The organism is Agrobacterium tumefaciens (assembly GCF_005221325.1).
Classification (GTDB): Bacteria; Pseudomonadota; Alphaproteobacteria; order Rhizobiales; family Rhizobiaceae; genus Agrobacterium.
This window is the reverse complement of sequence record NZ_CP039888.1, coordinates 1,786,055-1,805,855: the sequence shown is the minus strand read 5'-3', so window position 1 is coordinate 1,805,855 and position 19,801 is coordinate 1,786,055. Positions and strand designations below refer to the sequence as shown.

General features: G+C 59.8%; 17 protein-coding genes and 1 pseudogene. 7 read left to right on the top strand and 11 right to left on the bottom strand.

What is annotated here, in order from left to right:
* Positions 1 to 6: 6 nt before the first annotated feature.
* Complete coding sequence (locus CFBP5499_RS30005; protein ID WP_003522343.1) at positions 7 to 180, bottom strand: hypothetical protein; 174 nt, start codon at positions 178 to 180, stop codon at positions 7 to 9.
* A 292-nt stretch (positions 181 to 472) separates the two neighbouring features.
* Between CFBP5499_RS30005 and CFBP5499_RS09505 the strand changes: the two genes are divergently transcribed.
* Complete coding sequence (locus CFBP5499_RS09505) at positions 473 to 2,314, top strand: aminopeptidase P family protein (protein ID WP_080824716.1); 1,842 nt, start codon at positions 473 to 475, stop codon at positions 2,312 to 2,314.
* On the opposite strand, the gene CFBP5499_RS09500 is transcribed toward CFBP5499_RS09505, so the two are convergent.
* Both CFBP5499_RS09500 and CFBP5499_RS09495 read right to left on the bottom strand, forming a co-directional pair.
* Positions 2,311 to 2,625, bottom strand: coding sequence for an AzlD family protein (locus tag CFBP5499_RS09500; RefSeq protein WP_080824717.1), 315 nt, complete (start codon positions 2,623 to 2,625; stop codon positions 2,311 to 2,313). The genes CFBP5499_RS09505 and CFBP5499_RS09500 overlap by 4 nt on opposite strands.
* Entirely contained in the window at positions 2,622 to 3,344 is a 723-nt protein-coding gene (locus tag CFBP5499_RS09495; protein WP_080824718.1) for an AzlC family ABC transporter permease, read from the bottom strand. The genes CFBP5499_RS09500 and CFBP5499_RS09495 overlap by 4 nt, the downstream gene beginning before the upstream one ends.
* A 168-nt stretch (positions 3,345 to 3,512) precedes the next feature.
* On the opposite strand from CFBP5499_RS09495, the gene CFBP5499_RS09490 reads away from it, so the two are divergent.
* Complete coding sequence (locus tag CFBP5499_RS09490) at positions 3,513 to 3,749, top strand: DUF2164 domain-containing protein (RefSeq protein WP_080824719.1); 237 nt, start codon at positions 3,513 to 3,515, stop codon at positions 3,747 to 3,749.
* Between the two features lie 10 nt (positions 3,750 to 3,759).
* On the opposite strand, the gene pncA is transcribed toward CFBP5499_RS09490, so the two are convergent.
* A complete protein-coding gene (gene pncA, locus CFBP5499_RS09485) occupies positions 3,760 to 4,386 on the bottom strand; it encodes a bifunctional nicotinamidase/pyrazinamidase (RefSeq protein ID WP_080824720.1) in 627 nt (208 codons plus the stop codon).
* A 455-nt stretch (positions 4,387 to 4,841) separates the two neighbouring features.
* Between pncA and CFBP5499_RS09480 the strand changes: the two genes are divergently transcribed.
* Complete coding sequence (locus CFBP5499_RS09480) at positions 4,842 to 6,113, top strand: DUF2778 domain-containing protein (RefSeq protein ID WP_080824721.1); 1,272 nt, start codon at positions 4,842 to 4,844, stop codon at positions 6,111 to 6,113.
* Between the two features lie 25 nt (positions 6,114 to 6,138).
* Here the strand turns inward: CFBP5499_RS09480 and CFBP5499_RS09475 are convergent, their stop codons facing one another.
* The 4 genes and pseudogenes from CFBP5499_RS09475 to choX all read right to left on the bottom strand — a co-directional run bounded on the left by CFBP5499_RS09475 (position 6,139) and on the right by choX (position 8,917).
* Positions 6,139 to 6,564: a DMT family transporter gene (locus tag CFBP5499_RS09475; protein ID WP_080824722.1), complete on the bottom strand. Its 426-nt coding sequence runs from the start codon at positions 6,562 to 6,564 to the stop codon at positions 6,139 to 6,141.
* Positions 6,561 to 7,039: pseudogene (locus CFBP5499_RS09470) on the bottom strand (DMT family transporter). The gene CFBP5499_RS09475 and the pseudogene CFBP5499_RS09470 overlap by 4 nt, the downstream one beginning before the upstream one ends.
* A gap of 124 nt (positions 7,040 to 7,163) precedes the next feature.
* Complete coding sequence (locus tag CFBP5499_RS09465) at positions 7,164 to 7,994, bottom strand: alpha/beta fold hydrolase (RefSeq protein WP_080824723.1); 831 nt, start codon at positions 7,992 to 7,994, stop codon at positions 7,164 to 7,166.
* On the bottom strand, positions 7,991 to 8,917 hold the full coding sequence (choX, locus tag CFBP5499_RS09460; protein ID WP_233284142.1) for a choline ABC transporter substrate-binding protein: 927 nt from the start codon (positions 8,915 to 8,917) through the stop codon (positions 7,991 to 7,993). Before choX ends, CFBP5499_RS09465 begins: the two co-directional genes overlap by 4 nt.
* A 114-nt stretch (positions 8,918 to 9,031) precedes the next feature.
* On the opposite strand from choX, the gene betI reads away from it, so the two are divergent.
* Complete coding sequence (gene betI, locus CFBP5499_RS09455) at positions 9,032 to 9,613, top strand: choline-binding transcriptional repressor BetI (protein WP_080824724.1); 582 nt, start codon at positions 9,032 to 9,034, stop codon at positions 9,611 to 9,613.
* A gap of 183 nt (positions 9,614 to 9,796) precedes the next feature.
* Here the strand turns inward: betI and CFBP5499_RS09450 are convergent, their stop codons facing one another.
* From CFBP5499_RS09450 to CFBP5499_RS09440, 3 genes are all read right to left on the bottom strand, one after another.
* Complete coding sequence (locus CFBP5499_RS09450) at positions 9,797 to 10,609, bottom strand: glycosyltransferase family 25 protein (RefSeq protein WP_080824725.1); 813 nt, start codon at positions 10,607 to 10,609, stop codon at positions 9,797 to 9,799.
* A 105-nt stretch (positions 10,610 to 10,714) separates the two neighbouring features.
* Positions 10,715 to 13,189, bottom strand: a complete 2,475-nt coding sequence (locus CFBP5499_RS09445) for an ATP-dependent helicase (RefSeq protein ID WP_080827268.1) — start codon at positions 13,187 to 13,189, stop codon at positions 10,715 to 10,717.
* A 102-nt stretch (positions 13,190 to 13,291) separates the two neighbouring features.
* Complete coding sequence (locus tag CFBP5499_RS09440; protein WP_080824726.1) at positions 13,292 to 13,702, bottom strand: carboxymuconolactone decarboxylase family protein; 411 nt, start codon at positions 13,700 to 13,702, stop codon at positions 13,292 to 13,294.
* Between the two features lie 225 nt (positions 13,703 to 13,927).
* Between CFBP5499_RS09440 and CFBP5499_RS09435 the strand changes: the two genes are divergently transcribed.
* From CFBP5499_RS09435 to CFBP5499_RS09425, 3 genes are all read left to right on the top strand, one after another.
* Positions 13,928 to 15,079, top strand: a complete 1,152-nt coding sequence (locus CFBP5499_RS09435; protein WP_080824727.1) for an efflux RND transporter periplasmic adaptor subunit — start codon at positions 13,928 to 13,930, stop codon at positions 15,077 to 15,079.
* On the top strand, positions 15,076 to 18,222 hold the full coding sequence (locus CFBP5499_RS09430) for an efflux RND transporter permease subunit (RefSeq protein ID WP_080824728.1): 3,147 nt from the start codon (positions 15,076 to 15,078) through the stop codon (positions 18,220 to 18,222). The genes CFBP5499_RS09435 and CFBP5499_RS09430 overlap by 4 nt, the downstream gene beginning before the upstream one ends.
* A 129-nt stretch (positions 18,223 to 18,351) precedes the next feature.
* Positions 18,352 to 19,764 (top strand): FAD-binding oxidoreductase, encoded by a 1,413-nt coding sequence (locus CFBP5499_RS09425; protein ID WP_080824729.1) that lies wholly within the window; start codon positions 18,352 to 18,354, stop codon positions 19,762 to 19,764.
* Positions 19,765 to 19,801 lie beyond the last annotated feature (37 nt).

Genomic DNA, 19,801 nt, shown 5'->3' with positions numbered 1-19,801 from the left:
ACGTGATCAGAATACGTAGCTGGACTTCGCCTTGCGACGGAGATCGGCGCGGTTCATGCCCAGCGCTTCGAGCGACTTGTCGTCGAGGTTCAGAAGGGCGGCGTTGACATGACGGCTAACCTGACGCTCGCGTGCTTCAACGACGCGATCGAAGGCGGTGCGGAGGAAAGACTTTGCCATTGCTTCAAATCCTTGTTTGCCAGGAGAGTGTCTCTCTCGCTGTGTTGACTTAGAGATAAGCGATGTGTTTTTGTTTGGTTAGGTGGGAAAGCTCACGGTAGACATGCGTAAATCGCATATCAATCTGTTTTGAGTACTACTTATTCCATGCAAACTGCACAATTTATCGTCGTAATCTGCTCTGTCATATATGGCTTGAAACCGGCTTCACCGGCATGGCATTGTCGTCCTTGGCCACCGGTCTGACCGCGCAGGCGACAGCTTTTCTCATGACAGTTCCTGAAAGATATCCATGTTCCAGACCTTCGACAACAAATCCGCACCGCAATTCGGCAAGGCCCGTGTCGAGGCGCTGCGCGCCGGTTTCGATGCCCTCGGTATCGACGGATTTCTCGTGCCACGCGCCGATGAGTATCAGGGGGAATATGTGCCTGAGTGCGCCGAGCGGCTGTCCTGGCTGACCGGTTTTACCGGCTCGGCCGGCATTGCGCTGGTGACGCGCGCGCAAGCGGTGGTGTTCGTCGATGGCCGATATACGACGCAGCTCAAGTCGCAGGTCGATCAGTCGGTGTTTACCGGCGGTGATCTGGTCAGCGCGCCGCCTTCCGTCTGGCTTGCCGAACATGCTCCACAGGGTTTCCGGCTCGGTATCGATCCCTGGCTGCATACCGGCGCCGAGTTGAAGCGGCTGGAAAAGGCGCTTGATGGCAAGGGCGGCTCGGTCGTTCTTCTGGAAAAGAACCCGCTTGATGCTCTCTGGCAGGACCGTCCCGCCGAACCGCTGGAGCCCGTTGTCATCCAGCCGGAAGCGTTTACCGGGACACTGGCGAAGGAAAAGATCGCGTCGCTCGCCGAAACGGTCTCTGCCAAGGGTGCGGATGCCCTGCTGGTCACCGACCCGTCATCCATCGCCTGGATTTTCAATATTCGCGGCAATGACGTGCCCCACACGCCGCACCCGCTCGCCCGCGGCATCATTTATGCTGACGGCAAGGCGGATATTTTTCTCGACAAGCGCAAGACCGGCATCGAGACCGAGGCCTATCTGGCGCAGCTGGCCACTCAAATGCCGCCGTCGAAGATTGCCGACCGTTTGCATGCCATTGCCAGCGCCAAGGGCCGGGTGATGGTCGATGCGGATCTGACGCCGGTGGCGTTGACGGGCGCGGTCACGGCGGCGGGTGGCTCTCTGGTTGAAGAGGCCGATCCTGTCCGCTTGCCGCGGGCGCGAAAGAACAAGGCGGAGCTTGCCGGCTCGGCTGCCGCGCATGTGCAGGATGGTGCGGCCATGGTCGAATATCTCTGCTGGCTGGATCGCCAGCAGCCGGGCAGCGTCACCGAAATCGCTGCGGTCAAGGCGCTGGAGGCCGCGCGCGCCAGAGTGGGGCAGGCGATGCAGAACCCGCTGAAGGATGTGTCGTTCGACACGATTTCCGGCGCTGGCGAACATGCCGCCATCATCCATTACCGGGTCACGACGGACACGGACCGCACACTAGCCGATGGCGAGATGTTTCTCGTCGATTCCGGGGCACAATATGTCAACGGCACCACCGACATCACCCGTACCGTTGCGATCGGCACGGTGCCGGAAGAGCAGAGGCGTTTCTTCACGCTGGTGCTGAAGGGCGTGATTGCCATCAGTGCTGCACGGTTTCCGAAGGGAACGCGAGGCTGCGACCTCGATCCGCTGGCGCGCATCGCACTGTGGAAGGCGGGGGCGGATTATGCCCATGGCACCGGCCACGGTGTTGGCTCCTATCTCTCCGTGCATGAGGGGCCGCAACGTATTGCAAGGCTTTCGACGCAGGAGCTTTTGCCGGGCATGATCCTGTCGAACGAGCCGGGGTATTACCGCCCCGGCGCCTTCGGCATCCGTATCGAGAACCTGATCTTTGTGCGCGACGTGGAAGAGGTCGCCGGCGGCGACCAGCCGATGTTCTCCTTCGAGACGCTGACCTGGTGCCCCATCGATAACAGGCTTGTCGTCACTGAGTTCCTGACCGACGAGGAACTCAACTGGCTGAACGCCTACCACGCTGGCGTTCTGGAGAAGCTCTCTCCCCTCATCACTGATGAAGAGGTGAAGGCGTGGCTCGTTGCCGCGACGAAGCCGTTGGAGCGGGCCGCCTAAAACAGCGGGAAGTGCCTGATGGCGATGACGATGGCCCAGCCGATGGCGAGCATCGTCAGGCCGGGAAAGCGCAGGCAGACCAGAAGGGCTGCCACCATGCCGATCTTCACCTCGTATCCGCCTTCAAAAAAAGCGGGTGCGACGAGCGTGGTCAGAACCGCAACGGGCACGGCGTTCAGCCCGGCCTCCATGCGCGGCGGAATGGATTTCATCCGCGTCATCAGCACATAACCGCCGATGCGGGTGAGATAGGTGGCGATGGCGGCGAGTGCGATCAGGATCAGCGTATCGGCGTGCAGCATGTCGCTCATGGTGTTTCCGCCTTGCTTTCGGGATTGGCCGCTTCACCATTCGGTTTCGGCGGATAGAGGACCGCGACGACAATTCCGGCTATCGCGCCGAGGCTGACATGCCAGGGCGAACCGACGAAATGATAGGCGACCGTCGCGCCGGCAGCGCTTGCCAGCATGACAGGGTAGAAATTCTCCCGCTGACGGAAGCTGAGGACCATGCCCATGAAATAGATCGGCAAAAGCACATCAAGCCCGATGGCTTTCGGATCGCCGACGAGATTGCCGAGCGAGGCGCCGAGAATGGTCATGGCAAGCCACAGCACATAAACCGGTGCGGCAAAGCCCATGTACCAAGAGAACCCGACCGTACCGGTGTTCTCATATTTCCTCACCGATTCGGCAAATTGGGGATCGACCAGCACGAAGAAGCCCGCAGCCTTCTGCAGCAGCGACCAGTTAGAGATCATCCGGGCAATGGCGGCCGAATAGAGGATATGGCGGAAATTGACCGCGAAAACGGAAAGAACGATCAGCCAGGGGGCCACCTTCTGGCCAAACAACTCGATACCGACGAGCTGGCTGGCACCGGCATAGACGGTGCCGCTCATGATCGTGGCTTCGGTGATACTAAGGCCATTATCGACGGCGACCGCGCCGAACAGCGCACCGAAGGGGGCGGCGGAGAGGGCGATCGGGAAACCGCTCTTCAATCCCTCGCGAAAATCTGCATTGAACATGTCTGGAAACTCCTTGCCGCCGCTCTATCGCCGTCCCGCCCGGCTGGCAAACGAATTGCATGAATGGATCGATTGATTCCCTTGAAGCTTCCGTTACGGTAACGCCTCATGCGGCCCGCGCCGCGGCTTTCGTCGCGCGTGCCCTCATGGTCAGATGGTGGAGGACCAATGCTGGAAAAGCAGGAAAAGGCGGCTCTGGCCAAACGCATCCGGGACTATCTCGCCCGCGAGACCGAAACCGAGATCGGCCTTCTGCAGGCGGAAATCTTCGTGGATTTTCTGGCCGAGGAAATGGGATATGTGTTTTACAATCAGGGGCTTAGGGATTCCCATGCGGCGATCCTGAGGCGTCTTGACGATGCGGCGGCTGATATCGACGTGCTGGAGAAGCCGAAACCGCGTTAAGGGCGTGGCTCTAGTCCCGCAATATATCGCGGCTCTTGAGAATAACCGCGCCTTTTTCCCGCATGGTCGCCACCGCCGCTTTGATGCCCTGTGGGTCGATGCCGCGGCTGGCATCCTCGATGAAGCGAACCTTGACGCCGGGCAGCATGTCGAGGGCGTCAAGCACCGAAAAACTGACGCAATAATCGGTCGCAAGGCCGCAGACGTCGAGTTGCCTCACTCCCTGGCGGGCCAGATAGTCGGCCAGTCCTGTCGTGGCCACCTGGTCATTGTCGCGAAAGGCGGAATAGCTGTCGATGGCGGGGTTTTCGCCCTTCTGCTGGATGTAATCGAAGGCTTCCGTCTTCAGGTCTGGGTGAAACTCCGCATCTGGCGTACCCTGCACGCAATGGTCCGGCCACATCATCTGCGGCTTGCCGGAAAGTTCGCCCATATCGAAGGGCTTTTTGCCGGGATGCTGCGAGGCGAAGCTGCCGTGATTTTCCGGGTGCCAGTCCTGCGAGGCGACAATGAGATCGTAGCCGCCATTGTCGATCAGGGCATTGGCGATGGGCACGACCCCGTCTCCATCGGCAACGGCCAGATTGCCGCCCGGGCAAAACCCGTTCTGGATATCGATGAGCAGCAGCGCCTTCATGATGTGCCTCCCTTTTCTCTCAGGATGCCAAGCCGGCTTTGATGGATCAAGCCCCTTTCGACCTGTCCGGCAGGCACGGGTGTTTCCGGCGGGGCTGACCTTGTCGCAGTCCTGCCGCATTTGCAGCAAATTTCCGGCCAAGTCAGAATTTACCTGACAATGCGGCGACGGAATTTTTTAGGCCGATGACGCTCCTTTAAAGGGGCATTTCCCGGGATGATGCAGTGCGGACGCACGCAGTACCCGCGCAAGTCATTGTTTTGCCTTCGCCTTACGATGCGCAGACCTTAACGAAATATTTTTGCAGGGACTCGTAAACACTTTGGTTACCATAATTCGTCATGCTTCGAACCAGTCAATTCCGAAACCGGCGTGGTGTCCGCCCGCTCTTCGGATGTCCCAAAATCCCTCCGGCGTTGGCCGGGTATGCGTGAACGGTTCGAGTAACGAGTATCATGGCGTTTTCTGCTGCGGCCTATAATGGTGCCGGCTTTGCCGGTTCGTCTTCCGCCAAGAGAGGCAAATCCTCTTCGCTCGGCCGGATGTCCGCGCTTCTCGGCGGCGGCGCCTTTGCCGGCCTTTTCGCCTTTGCCGCCTTTGCCTCGCTGCACAGCATGGCGGCCGCATCGCATGGCGTCGGGCAATTTGAGAAGACACTGGTGGCAAGGCTGGATTCCGCCGGGACGGCGATCGGTCATGCGGCTGCGCGGGATATTCACGTTCGCAAGTTTTCCCGCCTGGGCGACCATAGCCACGGCCAACAGAAGGCCGTTCGCCTTGCCGGCATCATGCCTGAAATCGGCGCGAAGGAATTCCGCGAGCGCTTCGGCGCGGCCGCCAATGCCAAAGGGCAGGCGACGGTGAAGGAACTTGCCGCGTTGAAGCCCTCGGCAATCGTCGATTCGGCGTTGGGTCGCACCTCCGAGGTTGCCTATCAGAGCGCGGTTCCGCAGCATCCGGCATTTGAAGTGGCGCTGGCACGGCCGCAGATCGAAGAAGAGGCAAGCAGCCTGCTTCCCGATGACGTGCCACTGCCGAGCTTCCGGCCTGAAATCGCGAGCGCTGAGGCGGTCGAGCCGTCGCCGCGTCCTGCCGCACCTGCCAAGACCGAGGTTGCTTCCGCGCCCGCTTTTGATGCGCCGGTTCCGCTGCGCGCACCTGCGCCGCCGAAGCAGAGCACCGGTGCCATGCTCGCCTTTGCGAAGCCTGACAATCCGATGCGTGAGCCGAGCAAGATGGATGCGGTTCCGTGGCCGGATCGCGGCAATGGCACGGCGATCTACGATATTTCCTCCGGCGTGGTGCATATGCCGAATGGCGAGAAGCTGGAAGCGCATTCCGGCATCGGCAAGATGCGCGACAATCCTGACTATGTGCATGTGAGGATGCGCGGCTCGACGCCGCCTTCCAGCTACCGCCTGACGATGCGCGAGGCCCGGTTCCATGGCGTCGAAGCCATTCGCCTGACACCGGAGAGCGGCGTCAACCCGCATGGCCGTGACGGCCTTCTCGCCCACACCTACATGCTGGCGAAACGCGGCGAATCGAATGGCTGCGTCGTGTTCCGCGACTATCCGCGCTTCCTCGCGGCCTTCAAGCGCGGCGAGATCAAGCGCATGGTGGTGGTGCCGAAGCTGAATGGCAACCGCCCGACGCTTGCGAGCAGTGGCGGCAAAAACGGCGGCAAGACGCTGCTCGGCATGTTCTCGCGCGGCAGCGATTCCTGACCGTCTTTGATTCTAGCGGAATGCCCTAGCGGCGGCGGCGCTGTGTCAGCACCATGCCCGCAAGGATGAGCAGGATGCCGAGCGCGCTTGCCCAGATCTTTGGGGGGTGATCGCTGAAAAGATCGAGCACGACGCCCGACACCATCTGGCCGCTGATGACGAGAAGGGCGGTGTTGACCGCACCGATGCGGGGAATGAGCCAGCTTCCCGAAGCGATGAAAACGACGCCGATGGGACCGCCGATAAAGGCAAGCCAGGGCGCGTCGGCAGCACCGGGCGGAATGAGGCCGCCGACAATGAGACCGATGACGGTCAGTACCGCAAAACCGACAATGTGGTTCCACAAGGAAGCGATCAGCGGTGAGTTGGACAGGCTGAGGCGGCCATTGATCTGCCGGCTCAGCGACACGAAGACGCCGCCTGCAAAGGCCATGGCGATCCAGACGATCATGCCGCTCTCCCGACAAGAATGATGAGCGCACTGCCGCAGAGAATGAGGGCCACCGCCGCCATGTCCTGCACATCCGGTCGCCGTTTTGGCAGGCCGAAGAGGCCGAAAAGATCGGCCAGAAGACTGAAGATCACCTGTCCGCCAAGCCCAAGCGCAATGGTGCCGGAGAGCGCCAGCGGCGAATTGACGGCCGTGGAGGTGAGGATGACGATGGCGGCACCCACGACCCCGCCGCAATAGGCCCAAAGCGGCGCCTTCGGTTTTTCTGCCTTGCCCATGTCTTTCTTCGGGCGCATGATGGCGAGGTAGACCAGGGCCGCAACCGTGCCGGTTCCATGCGCCGTCCATGAGGAAAACAGCGCATTGCCGTAATGGGCTGACCGTTGAAATGCACCATCAGCGTCAAAAGGCAGCCGCTCGCGAAGGCGGCGGCGAGATGTATCGGGTTCAGGCGGGGATGCGTCGTATCTGTCATGGCGGGCCGAAATCTCATTGCGCAGCGAAGCGTTACAATATCGGCCCTGAAAGCGAAATCGATTTATCAGGCCTTTCTAAATTCGTTTGCCGGCCGCGCCTTTATTTTCCGCCACGCTCCGTCGTCAATGGAGAATGTCAGACATCACATCGGCAAAAAAATCCACAATCACCATGGATACGCCCTGCGGATCTTCCCAATGTGGATTATGGCCATGCCCGGCAAGGGTGACGGTTCGAGCTTCCGGGAAAGCCTCGAAAAGTCGATCGCGATGCGAGGCGTCGAAAAGAGGATCGTCGGAACCAGCAAGGCACAGAACCGGCTTCTTCACGCTTGCTGCGCTGTGGTGAAGGTTCGTTTCGGCAAAGCCTCTGAGAATGCCATGCCAGATTGCGGCGGGCATTTTGGCCGCATCCTGTTTCATTTTCGACAGAAAATCATCGTCGACAGGGTGGCTGCAGGTATACCACTCATGCAGAAAACGTCCGGTGGGCCGGATCGGATCGCTAAGGGCGAGGATATCTTTGGTCAACTGGCTCTCCGCACCGAAATTCGGCTCGAGCGTTGCCGATATCAGCGCAAGCGCCCGAATGGAATCACCTCGCCTGACGCCCAATTCGATGGCGGTCATAGCCCCCATCGAATGGCCGAGCACAAACAGCCTTGAAACGCCGAGCAATGCCAGAAGGTGGTCGATCGTTTCAGCGAAATCCGCGACATGCATACCTTGACCCGCGGACGAAACGCCATGGCCAGGCAGATCAGGAACGATAAGTCTGTATTCGCGGAAATACGGCTCCAGCATGCAGAAACTGCGGCTCGTATCCGAAAACCCGTGCAGCATCAGAAGGTTTGGCCCCGGACCGCCGCTGTCAATAAACCCCATCCGACGGCCGCGGGGCAGTTCGATATACTGCTTGCGCTTTTCCCAATCGTCAGAGAAGACAGATGTCATAGGCCGAGCCTCCGCCTGACCACCGCTAGACCATCCTGCCCGTCGAATGTCGTGACGCCATCCAGCCAGGCATCCAGACGTTGCGGTTCTCTTGCCAGAGCTTGCATGGCCGCATCTTCCGGAGCCATGCCGCCGTTCATGATGTCGTCCATTCCCTTGTTCTCGTATTCAATATCGAAAGTCAGATTTTCCAGGAGTTTCGTCACGTTGGGGCATTCCTGCAGGTAATCTTTGCGTACCTGCGTGGTCACTGTGGCTGCGCCAAAATCTGGCCCGTAAAATTTGTCGCCACCGGTCAGATATTTTATGTCGAACTTGCTGTTCATCGGGTGCGGAGCCCACCCCTGGAACACGATGAAAGACTTGTTGCGAGCCGAACACGCGACCTGCGAGAGCATGCCCTGCTCGCTCGATTCCACCACTTCCCAGTCCGTCATGCCGAGGGCGGGATCCTTGATGGCATCGAGCATCAGTTGATTGGAGCCAGGCTCTATCCCGTAGAGTTTTTTGTCGAACCGATCAGCGAATTTCTGCAGATCCGAAAAGTCCTTGACCCCGGCGTCCCAGACATAGGTGGGAACGGCAAAGGTGTATTTGGCACCCTCGAGATTGATCCTGACGTTTTCGACCGAACCATCCTCCTTGTAAGGCTTGTAATAGTTGACCATTGCCGGGTCCCAATAGCCCATGAAGACGTCGAGGTCCTTGCCCTTCAAGCTCATATAGATGACGTCGATGCCTAGAAGCTGGCTTTGCGGTTCGTAATGCAGCGCCTTCAGAAGCGACATGGCAATGCCGGTCGTGAAGGCTAGATCGTTCCAGCCCGGTTCCGCCAGCCGCACCTGTCTGCAGCTTTCCGCTTCTCCTGCAAATCCGGGCATGGGGGCAGCAAAAAAAATGACCGCAGCCGCAACGGCTGTCATTGATCGTTTCATCGTTCCACCTTTTATCCAATCGGTCATTAAGTTGACCATTGGGACAATAATTGATCTTTCCGGAAAAATTGTCAATGTGGTGTCATATTTTCGGAGACAACGATGCGACTGACCAGAATAAGCGATATTCGCAGGGCGGAACTCAGGCGGGCGGCTTTCGACGTGCTGCAGCGGGAAGGCATGGCGGGTTCGACGCTTGAAAAAGTCGCTGCGCAAGCCGGAGCCTCCAAGGGGATCGTGCTGCATTACTTCGCCAGCAAGCAGGAACTGTTTGAACATGCCATGCGGGAAGCCAATGCCAGGCTGAAAGAAGCCGTGGTAACGCGTCTCAATCGAGCCAAGACGCCGAGGGGCCGGCTCGATGCCATCATTGACGGGAATTTTGACGAAGATTTCTTTCAGCCTTCGATCTGTCACGCCTGGCTCTCGCTTTGCGCCGAGGTTCCGCGAGAGCCGCAACTGGCCCGTATCCAGAAGGTGATCCATGCGCGTATGCGGTCCAATCTTCTCTCCGCGCTGACGCATCTCGTGCCGAAGGAGGAAGCCGAAACAGTTGCGCTCGGGATCACGACGCTTATCGACGGGCTCTGGCTACGCTCCGGATTGCAGTCGGGCGGTTTGACACGGGAAGAGGCGATGGAGCAGATGCGGGACTATCTAGCCCACAGGTTACCGGCTTCGTGAAGCCGTAGCGTCGTTTCGCAGGGAACCAGTTTGCGTGCGCTGCATTATTCCCCCATGAAGAAAACGACCCGCAAACCATTGAACCGGATGACGATTTTCGTCATTTCGATTTTCATTCTCGCCGCCGTGATTGTGGCTGTCTATCTCGTTGGCTTCACGCCCGGTGAGGTGTGAGCCGGACGTTCATTTGCCGGCTGGAACGGCTTTGGTCTTGCCGCCTTCCATTGCCACCTTCGCCTTTGCCATCAAGAAGCGGATGCCGCGCAGCAGAAACCGGCTGGTTTCCAGATAGGCGCGATAGGGCAGAACGGTGAAATAACGCCAGCGCGGCAGGCGATAGATGCGCAGATTGTTCTGGATCTGGCTTTCGCCATCCGCATCCTGTGTGGCGCAGAGCGGATAGATGAAGGCGGCCTTCAGGCCGGAAAGATATTCGAGATCGAAGGCGATGTCGTAGGCGAGCCGCATGGGGATGAGTTTCGATATCCATTTTCCGGCGCGGCGGTTAACGAGATAGGCGCCCGATCCTTTTTCCCGGGTAAGCGCGACTGCCAGCGATCGGCCATTGGACAATGGGCGGAATGCAAATTTGCGGCCGTTGCTGACCGTCGTCAGCCGCAGAATATCCCAATCACCGCCGTTCAAAACCGCTTCATCAATGGCATCAAGAAAATCATCCTCGAAGACCACGTCGTCCTCAAGGATGAGCGCGATATCGGCATCGCTATCAGTGAATTTATTGGCGCAGGTGACATGGCTGAGATAACAGCCGATTTCCGGCGGCGAGGTGCGGCGGCCATGCATGAGCATATTGGAAATTTCGCTGAATTCCGGGATCGGATATTTCAGCTCCCTGCCATTGACGCCGGCAACGCGCTCCGCCTTCAGCCCCATGGCATCGAGGCGGGCGTTCATGTCGGTCAGGCGCTTTGTGGCGCTGTCCATGTTGATCAGGAAAATGGCAAGCTTGCGCTGGCTTTTCGGCAATATGTGCAAAGCAGTCCCCGTCCCGGTTTTTAGTCCGCCATTGCAACTCCTTTATTGCAATGGCGTGACGTGGGCTATGGGAAAAGCGGTCTTCAGGCACTCCCAGTTGCCGAATCAAGCCTTTTCCACAAATCCATCCAGCACGCGCTTCTGGCCGGCGCGGTCGAAGTCGATGGTCAATTTATTGCCTTCGATGGCGGAAATATTGCCATTGCCGAATTTGAGATGGAAAACGCGGTCACCGACGAAGAATTTCGACGGCTTGTCGGCCACGGATTTCGCCACCAGCTCGCCGTCGATGGTGCGGGTGCGTGGTCCGCTTTCGCCGTAACCGATGCGTTCCACCGCATGGCCGGAGCGCGTGCCCCAATTGTCGCGGGTCGCGTCGCTGCGGTTCTGCTGGGCGCGCTTCCAGCCGGGGGTAGAGTAATTGTTGGTAAAGGGGTCGGCCTTGTCGAAACGGGACTGGCCATAACCGCCGCGTCCGCCATAACCACCGTAATTGCTGTCAGAAGCCGCGACATCTACATGGGCGGGCGGCAGTTCGTCGAGGAAACGCGAGGGCAGGGTGGATTGCCACAGCCCGTGAATGCGTCGGTTCGAGACGAACCAGATATGGCAGAGCTTCTTGGCGCGGGTGATGCCGACATAGGCCAGACGGCGTTCCTCCTCCAGACCGGAGCGGCCGCCTTCATCCAGCGCCCGCTGGTGCGGGAACAGGCCTTCTTCCCAGCCGGGCAGAAAGACGGTGTCGAATTCCAGACCCTTGGCGGAATGCAGCGTCATGATGGAAACGGCATCCAGATTTTCGTTCTGCTCGGCATCCATGACGAGCGCGACGTGTTCCAGGAAGCCGCGCAGGCTTTCGAAAGCCTCCATCGAGCGGATGAGTTCCTTCAGGTTCTCAAGTCGTCCGGGCGCTTCGGCCGTCTTGTCGGCCTGCCACATGGCGGTATAGCCGCTTTCGTCGAGAATCTGTTCGGCAAGCGTGGTGTGTTCGGTGTTTTCCAGCAGGCCCTGCCAGCGGCGGAAATCCTGCACCACGTCGAACAGCGCCTTGCGCGCCTTCGGTTTCAGTTCATCGGTCTCGATGATGTCGGCGGCTGCCGCGAGCATTGGAATATCGCGGGCGCGGGCATAGTCGTGCAGGTTGCGGATCGTCGTATCGCCAAGGCCGCGTTTCGGCGTGTTGACGATCCGCTCGAAGGCCAGATCGTCGGCCGGTTGGCAGACGAGTCGGAAATAAGCCATGGCATCGCGGACTTCGAGGCGCTCGTAAAAGCGCGGGCCGCCGATGACGCGGTAATTGAGGCCAAGCGTGACGAACCGGTCTTCGAATTCGCGCATCTGGAAGGAGGCGCGAACGAGGATGGCCATGTCGTTCAGCAGGTGACCCTTGCGCTGAAGTTGCTCGATTTCCTCGCCGACCGCGCGGGCTTCCTCTTCGGAATCCCAGGCGGCGTGCACCACGACCTTTTCATCGTCAGGGCTGCTGCGCTCGGTAAACAGCGTCTTGCCCAGCCGCCCCTCATTATGGGCGATCAGATGGCCAGCGGCGCCGAGAATATGTTCGGTGGAGCGGTAGTTGCGCTCGAGCTTGATGACCTTGGCGCCGGGAAAATCCTTGTCGAAGCGGAGAATATTGTCCACTTCCGCCCCACGCCAGCCATAGATCGACTGGTCGTCGTCGCCGACGCAGCAGACATTCTGCGGCTCGCCCTTGGCACGCTGGGCAAGCAGTCTCAGCCACATATATTGGGACGTGTTGGTGTCCTGATATTCGTCCACCAGAATATAACGGAACTTCTGGTGATACTCCTTCAAAATATCCGTGTGGCGGCGGAAGATGCTGATCGGGTGCAGCAGAAGATCGCCGAAATCGCAGGCGTTCAGCGTTTTCAGCCGGGCCTGATAGGCGGCGTAAAGTTCACGGCCCTTGCCGTTGGCGAAGGCGCGGCTGTCACCCTCGGGAATATCCGGCGGCGTCAGGCCCTTGTTCTTCCAGCCGTCGATCATGCCGGCGAATTGTTTGGCCGGCCAGCGCTTGTCATCAAGACCTTCTGCCTGGATAAGCTGCTTGATCAGCCGCACCACATCGTCGGTATCGAGAATGGTGAAATCCGATTTCAGGCCGACGAGTTCGGCATGGCGGCGCAGAAGCTTGACGCCGATGGAGTGGAAGGTGCCGAGCCATGGCATGCCCTCGACCGCGCCGCCGACGAGGACGCCGATACGTTCCTTCATCTCGCGGGCAGCCTTGTTGGTGAAGGTCACGGCAAGGATCTGGCTCGGATAGGCCCGGCCGGTGGCGAGAATATGGGCGATGCGGGTGGTCAGAACGCGGGTCTTGCCGGTGCCGGCGCCGGCGAGAACGAGAACCGGGCCATCAAGCGTTTCCACGGCATCGCGCTGTTCCGGGTTGAGGCCGGAAAGATAATCGGGGGCGGGGCGTGCCTGGTCGCGCGCCGCCATGGCGCGGGCGGCAATGCCGAGCCCGTCGCCATTTTCCGAAGGGGCATTGTTCGTCGCCCTGCGCGGTGCCACGGGTTCTTCATCGAAGAACGGCATATCGTCGAAACTGTTGCTCATGCGGCCCAATGTAGTGATTCGGGATATAAAGGCCAGAACCGCGTTCTGCTTTTATTCCGGTATCATCACTCAAAACGCCTATTCCAATGCATTTTTTCGGCCTCATCCCTGCCTGTCGGCATCAAAAGCGGCATCGACGGGCACTTGCAGCGCCACTGCGAGCTGATTGGTCTTGGCGGCGAGCGCGATCACCCGCAACAGATCGGCATGCTGTTCATTCGTCATGCCCTTCGCTTTTGCGGCCGCGGTGTGGGAATGGGCGCAATAAGAGCAGCCATTGGTGACCGACACCGCAATATACAGCATCTCCTTCACCAGTGGATCGAGCGCCGAATGTGTCGCCATCACCGCTTTGACCTCGGCCCATGTCTTTTCCAGGAGATCGGGGTCGAAGGCGAGATAGAGCCACATATTGTTGATGAAATCCGATTTGCGGGTCGTGCGGATGTCGTCGAACACTGCTTTTACGCGCGGATCGGCTTCGGGATTTTGTGTTTTCGTGACGGTGCTCATGGCGTCCTCCGGCTCGTTTCCTGCCCGCAGACTACCGCGCTTCAGAATATTTGCGATAAAAATGGTCTTCTTCGTGCATTCGACGAGAATCCATCACAAATTACAATTACGTAAGAAACGGAATTGTGCGTTGCCTCGTTTCAGACGAGCGGGAATACTGCGCATGCTCCTGAAGTCTGCGCTTCAGGGGCTGCTTTATGCTGCGATGATCAACCGGAGAACTATATGCGGGTCTGGAAACAGGTGGGTGTCAGTCTGGCCGTCGTTGGGACAGGGCTCTGTCTCTGGGGTTTTTATTCGCCTGACGCCCGCAATGTGCTTGCCAGCATCGGGATAGGCAAAGCACCGGCGGGCGCGATCGAAGTCGCGGCGGCCGGTCCGTCCACCGGCCAAAACGCTGGTGGCAACCGCCGAAATGGCAACGCCACACTGGTGGTGACGGCTCCGGTGAAAAAAGGCATCGTCAATGACCGTCTGAACGCCATCGGCAGCGGTCAGGCGATCCAGTCGGTCGTGGTCATGCCGCAGACCTCGGGCACGCTTTCGGAAATCCGCACGGCCGCCGGCGCGCGTGTCACCAAGGGGCAGGTGCTCGCCCGGCTCGATGACGAAGAGCAGGTGATCGAGCGCGACAAGGCGCAGGTTGCGTTGCGCAGCGCTATTGAAAAATCCACTTCCTACAAAAACCTGAAATCCGTCTCCCGCCTTGACGTGATGGATGCGCAGATCGCCGAAGAGGCCGCCAAGCTGGCGCTCAGCACGGCCGAGCTGAATCTGAAGCGGCGCGATATCGTCGCGCCCATCGAAGGTGTGGCGGGTATCGTCGCTGCCAATGTCGGCGACAACGTCACCACGCAATCGACCATCGTCAGCATTGACGATCGCTCCGAAATTCTCGTCAACTTCTGGGCTCCTGAGCGTTTCGTAACCGCGATCAAGGTCGGCATGCCGGTGGAGGCGACATCCATTTCCCGCCCCGGCGAGACATTCACCGGCGAGATCGAGGCCATCGACAACCGCGTCGACGAGGCAAGCCGCACGATCCGCATCCGGGCGAAGTTCGGCAACGAGAAGGACGAGTTGAGGGCCGGCATGTCCTTCGGCGTTACCATGCGGTTTGCTGGGGAAACCTTTGCCTCGGTCGATCCGCTCGCCGTGCAATGGGATGCGGAAGGCTCATATGTCTGGCGTGTCACCGACAATAAATCGAGCAAGGTGCGGGTGCAGATCGTGCAGCGCAATCCGGATGCCGTTCTCGTGAAGGCCGAGTTGGCCGAGGGCGAGCCCGTCGTGATCGAGGGTCTGCAGCGCGTCAGGGAAGGTGGTGCGGTCCGTGTCGGCAATCAATCGAAGCCGGAGGAGGTCGCCAGCCAATGACGCAACCGTCTTCCGGTCAGGATTCCAAACTCGCCTTTACCGCGCTCTTTGTGCGCAGGCCGATTCTGGCGGCGGTTCTCAACACCCTGCTGGTCGTTGCCGGCCTTGCGGCGCTGGTTGGCGTTGAAGTGCGCGAATTGCCCGATGTCGATCGTCCGTCGATCAGCGTCAGGACCACCTATGAGGGGGCGGCGCCTGAAACGATTGACCAGGAAGTAACGCAGACCATCGAAGGCGCGGTCGCGCGTGTCAGCGGCATCAAATCCATCGCTTCCAGCTCGCAATTCGGAACCAGCCGTGTGACGATGGAGTTCAGCGACAATGTCGACATGGCCGTTGCCGCCAATGACGTGCGCGACGCCATCGGCCGCGTCACCAATCAACTGCCCGACGATGCTGACGAACCGCAGATCATCAAGGCGGATTCCGACAGCCAGCCGATCATGCGCCTTGCGGTCACATCCTCCACGCTCAGCATGGAAGATCTGACCAAGCTGGTGGATGACGAGATTATCGACCGCCTGGCCGCCGTCGATGGTGTGGCGGATGTGGAGCTTTACGGCGATCAGGAAAAGGTTTTTCGCGTCGATCTCAATCAGGCCGCACTTGCCAGCCGCGGTCTGACCGTAACCGATGTTTCGAACGCGCTCGCCAGCGCCGCGCTCGACGTGCCGGCGGGATCGCTGAAAAGCACGACGCAGGACATTGTCGTGCGCGCCACGGCCAGCCTGACGAAGCCGGAGGATTTCTCCAACCTTCTCATCAAGAACAATATCCGCCTGCGTGACGTCGCGACCGTCATGCTCGGCGCGGATGACGAATCGACCTCGCTCCGCTCCAACGGCGTGCAGGGTGTCGGTCTCGGCGTCATCCGGCAGGCGCAGTCGAATACGCTCAATATTTCAACGGGTGTGAAGGCTGCCGTTGATGCCATGTCCCCGAACCTGCCGGAAGGCACACGCATCATCGTCACCAGCGATGACGCCGTCTTCATCGAAGGCGCGCTGCACGAGGTCGAACTGGCACTCGGGCTCTCGGCGCTCATCGTGATCGTCGTGCTCTATCTCTTTTTCCGCGACTGGCGGGCAACCCTCATTCCGGCGATCACCATGCCGGTGGCGCTGATCGGCACCATCGTCGCCATCTATATGGTCGGGTTCTCGATCAATATCCTGACCCTGCTCGCCATCGTTCTGGCGACGGGTCTCGTCGTCGACGATGCGATCGTGGTGCTGGAGAATATCGTGCGCCGCCGGGCGGAAGGTATGGGGCCGCGCGCCGCCGCCGTTCTCGGCACACAGGAAGTGTTCTTCGCGGTTATCGCCACGACGGCAACGCTTGCCGCCGTGTTCATTCCGCTGTCGTTCCTGCCGGGCCAGCTTGGCGGTCTGTTCCGCGAATTCGGCTTCGTGCTGGCCTTCGCCGTCGGCCTGTCCTCGGTGACGGCGCTGACGCTTTGCCCGATGCTGGCCTCGCGCATGCTGAAACAGGGGCTGAAGGAACCGACTGGGCCTCTGGCGTGGTTCGGCAATGTCTTTGCCGCCACCTACAAATCGACGCTTGCCGCCTGCCTCAACAATCCACTGATCGTCATCGTCGTGGCGCTGATCTTCTCCGGCCTGTCATGGATCGCCTTCGGCATGATCCAGAACGAACTGACGCCGCGCGAGGACCGCGCCTCGGTCATGATGCGGGTCACCGCGCCGCAGGGCGTCAGCCTCGAATATACCCGTGACCAGTTGCAGCGGATCGAGGAAAATTTACAGCCGCTGCGCGACAGCGGTGAGATCCGCAATATCTATTCCATCACCGGCATGAACGGTTCCTCCAATACCGGGTTCATGGTGCTGACGCTGGCGCCCTGGGCCGATCGTGAACGCACGCAGAACCAGATCGCCGCTGACGTTACCTCCGCCGCCAACAAGGTTCCGGCTTTGCGCGGCAATGCCATGCAGCCGAACAGTCTGCGCATTCGTGGTGCCGGCAACGGCCTGCAGATGGCGATGGTCGGTAGCAACTATGCAGCGCTGACAGAGGCGACGCAGAAGCTGCTGCTTTCCATGGAGGAAAGCGGCCTGTTCGATACGCCGCGTTTGGACAACGAGCCCAATCAGGCCCAGCTTTCGGTTTCCATTGACCGTGAGCGCGCGTCGGATCTCGGCATCGACATCACCGGCCTCTCGCGTGCGATGCAATCGCTGCTGGAAGGACGCTCGATTGTCGATGTCTTCGTGGATGGCGATGCTATCCCAGTCAGGCTCCTGTCCTCCACCCGGCCGATCAACGATCCGACCGATCTTGAAAATGTCTTCCTGAAAACGGGTGACGGCAAGATCGTGCCGATGTCGGTCATCGCCACGCTGAAGGAAAACGCGGTTGCGCCGCAGTTGAACCGCGAGCAGCAGCTTCCTTCCGTCGGCTTCACGGCCAACCTGAAAGACGGTGTGTCGCTCGGTCAGGCGCTGGAGAAGGTGAACGAACTTGCGCAATCCGTGATGCCATCAGGCGCGCGTCTGCTGCCGCTTGGCGAGGCGGCGACGCTAGAAGAAAATTCGAGCGGCATGTTGCTGACCTTCGGTTTTGCCATCGCCATCATCTTCCTCGTGCTCGCCGCGCAGTTTGAAAGCGTGCTGAGTTCGGTCATCATCATGACGACGGTGCCGCTTGGCCTTGCCTGCGCCGTCATCGCGCTGCTGGCCACCGGATCGAGCCTCAACGTCTATAGCCAGATCGGTCTCGTGCTGCTTGTCGGCGTTATGGCCAAGAACGGCATCCTCATTGTCGAATTCGCCAATCATCTGCGTGATCAAGGTGCGACCGTGCGCGAGGCCATCGAAAAGGCCACCAGCATCCGCCTGCGTCCCGTCATGATGACGATGATCGCCACCATTCTCGGCGGCGTTCCGCTGGTGCTGGCGCAGGGGGCGGGCGCGGAAGCGCGCATCGCACTCGGCTGGGTCATCGTCGGCGGTCTTGGTTTTGCGACGCTGGTGACGCTTTACATCACCCCGGTTTCCTATCTGCTGATCGCCCGCTTCGCCAAACCGCAGGCGGATGAAGAAATTCGCCTTCACCGCGAACTCGAACTTGCCGCCCGCCGCAAGGCGCTGGAGGAAGACAAGCCGTTGCTCGCAGCGGAATAGGGGTGTCGCCAAACCGCATCCGATGCTATCGCGATGCTGGACAAAGCGTTAACCTTATCTCATACCACCTGACGAAATTTCGTAACGGATCGAATCCGTTACGGGCAGATGTTGCGGTGGAGACGGACGATGGCGCTGAAGGATGTTGTGGCGGGTAAGCGGAACGAGGAAGGTATCGCGTCTACGCTCGCGGTGCTGAAGCAGCAACTGGGCGAGAAGGTCCAGACGGGCCAGGCGTTCCGCGAGCAGCACGGCCACACCACCACCTATCTGACCCTGCAAGCGCCTGACGGCGTTGTCTTTGCCGAAAACGCTGATGATGTGAAGGCCGTGGTGAAGGCTTGTGCGCAGTACAAGGTGCCCGTCATTCCCTTTGGAACAGGGTCTTCACTCGAAGGGCAGGTGAATGCGCCCGATGGCGGAATCTGCATCGATTTCAGCCGGATGAATCGCATCATTGAGGTGAATGCCGAAGACCTTGATGTGACGGTGGAGCCGGGCGTGACGCGTGAGGACCTCAATGTCTATCTGCGCGATACCGGCCTGTTTTTCCCGATCGATCCCGGCGCCAATGCCTCGATTGGCGGCATGGCCTCGACGCGCGCTTCTGGCACCAATGCCGTGCGTTACGGCACGATGAAGGACAATGTTCTGGCCGTCACCGCCGTCGTCGCCAATGGCGAGGAAATCCGCACTGCACGCCGCGCCCGCAAGTCGTCCGCCGGTTACGACCTGACGCGGCTTTTCGTGGGCGCCGAAGGCACGCTCGGTGTCATCACCTCGGTGACGTTGCGGCTGCAGGGCATTCCGGAAAAGATCGCCGGCGGTGTCTGCACCTTCGACAGCATCAAAGCGGCTTGCGATGCCGTCATCATGACGATCCAGATGGGCGTTCCGGTCGCCCGCATCGAATTGCTTGATGAGGTGCAGGTGCGCGCCTGCAACGCCTATTCCGGCCTGAATTACGCGGAAAAGCCGACGCTTTTCGTGGAGTTCCACGGCACCGAGGAGACGGCGGCGCTGCAATCGCAGCAGTTCGCCGAGATTGCAGCCGAATGCGGCAGCGTCGATTTCCGCTGGACGGGCGATGCTGCCGAGCGCAACAAGCTGTGGAAAGCGCGCCATGACGCCTATTGGGCATCGCGCGCGCTGGCACCACATCTCGACGGGCTTTCCACCGATGTCTGCGTACCGATTTCGCGGCTGGCCGATTGCGTGGTGGAAACGCAGCGGGATATCGAGGAAAACGGGTTTCTGGCGCCCATCGTCGGCCATGCCGGCGACGGGAACTTCCATGTGCTTATTCTGTTTGATGGCAAGGATGCCGAAAGCGTCGCGAAGACCGAAGCCTTCGTTGCCCGCCTCAATCGCCGCGCCATCGCCATGGATGGCACCTGCACCGGCGAACATGGCATCGGCCAGGGCAAGATGAGTTTTCTCGCCGAAGAGGCAGGAAATGCACTGGATTTCATGCGCGCCATCAAAACGTCGCTCGATCCGGATAACATCTTCAATCCGGGCAAGTTGTTCCGGCTTGTCTGATCGTTCTCATATTTGATTGGTACAAAAGGCTGCTTGC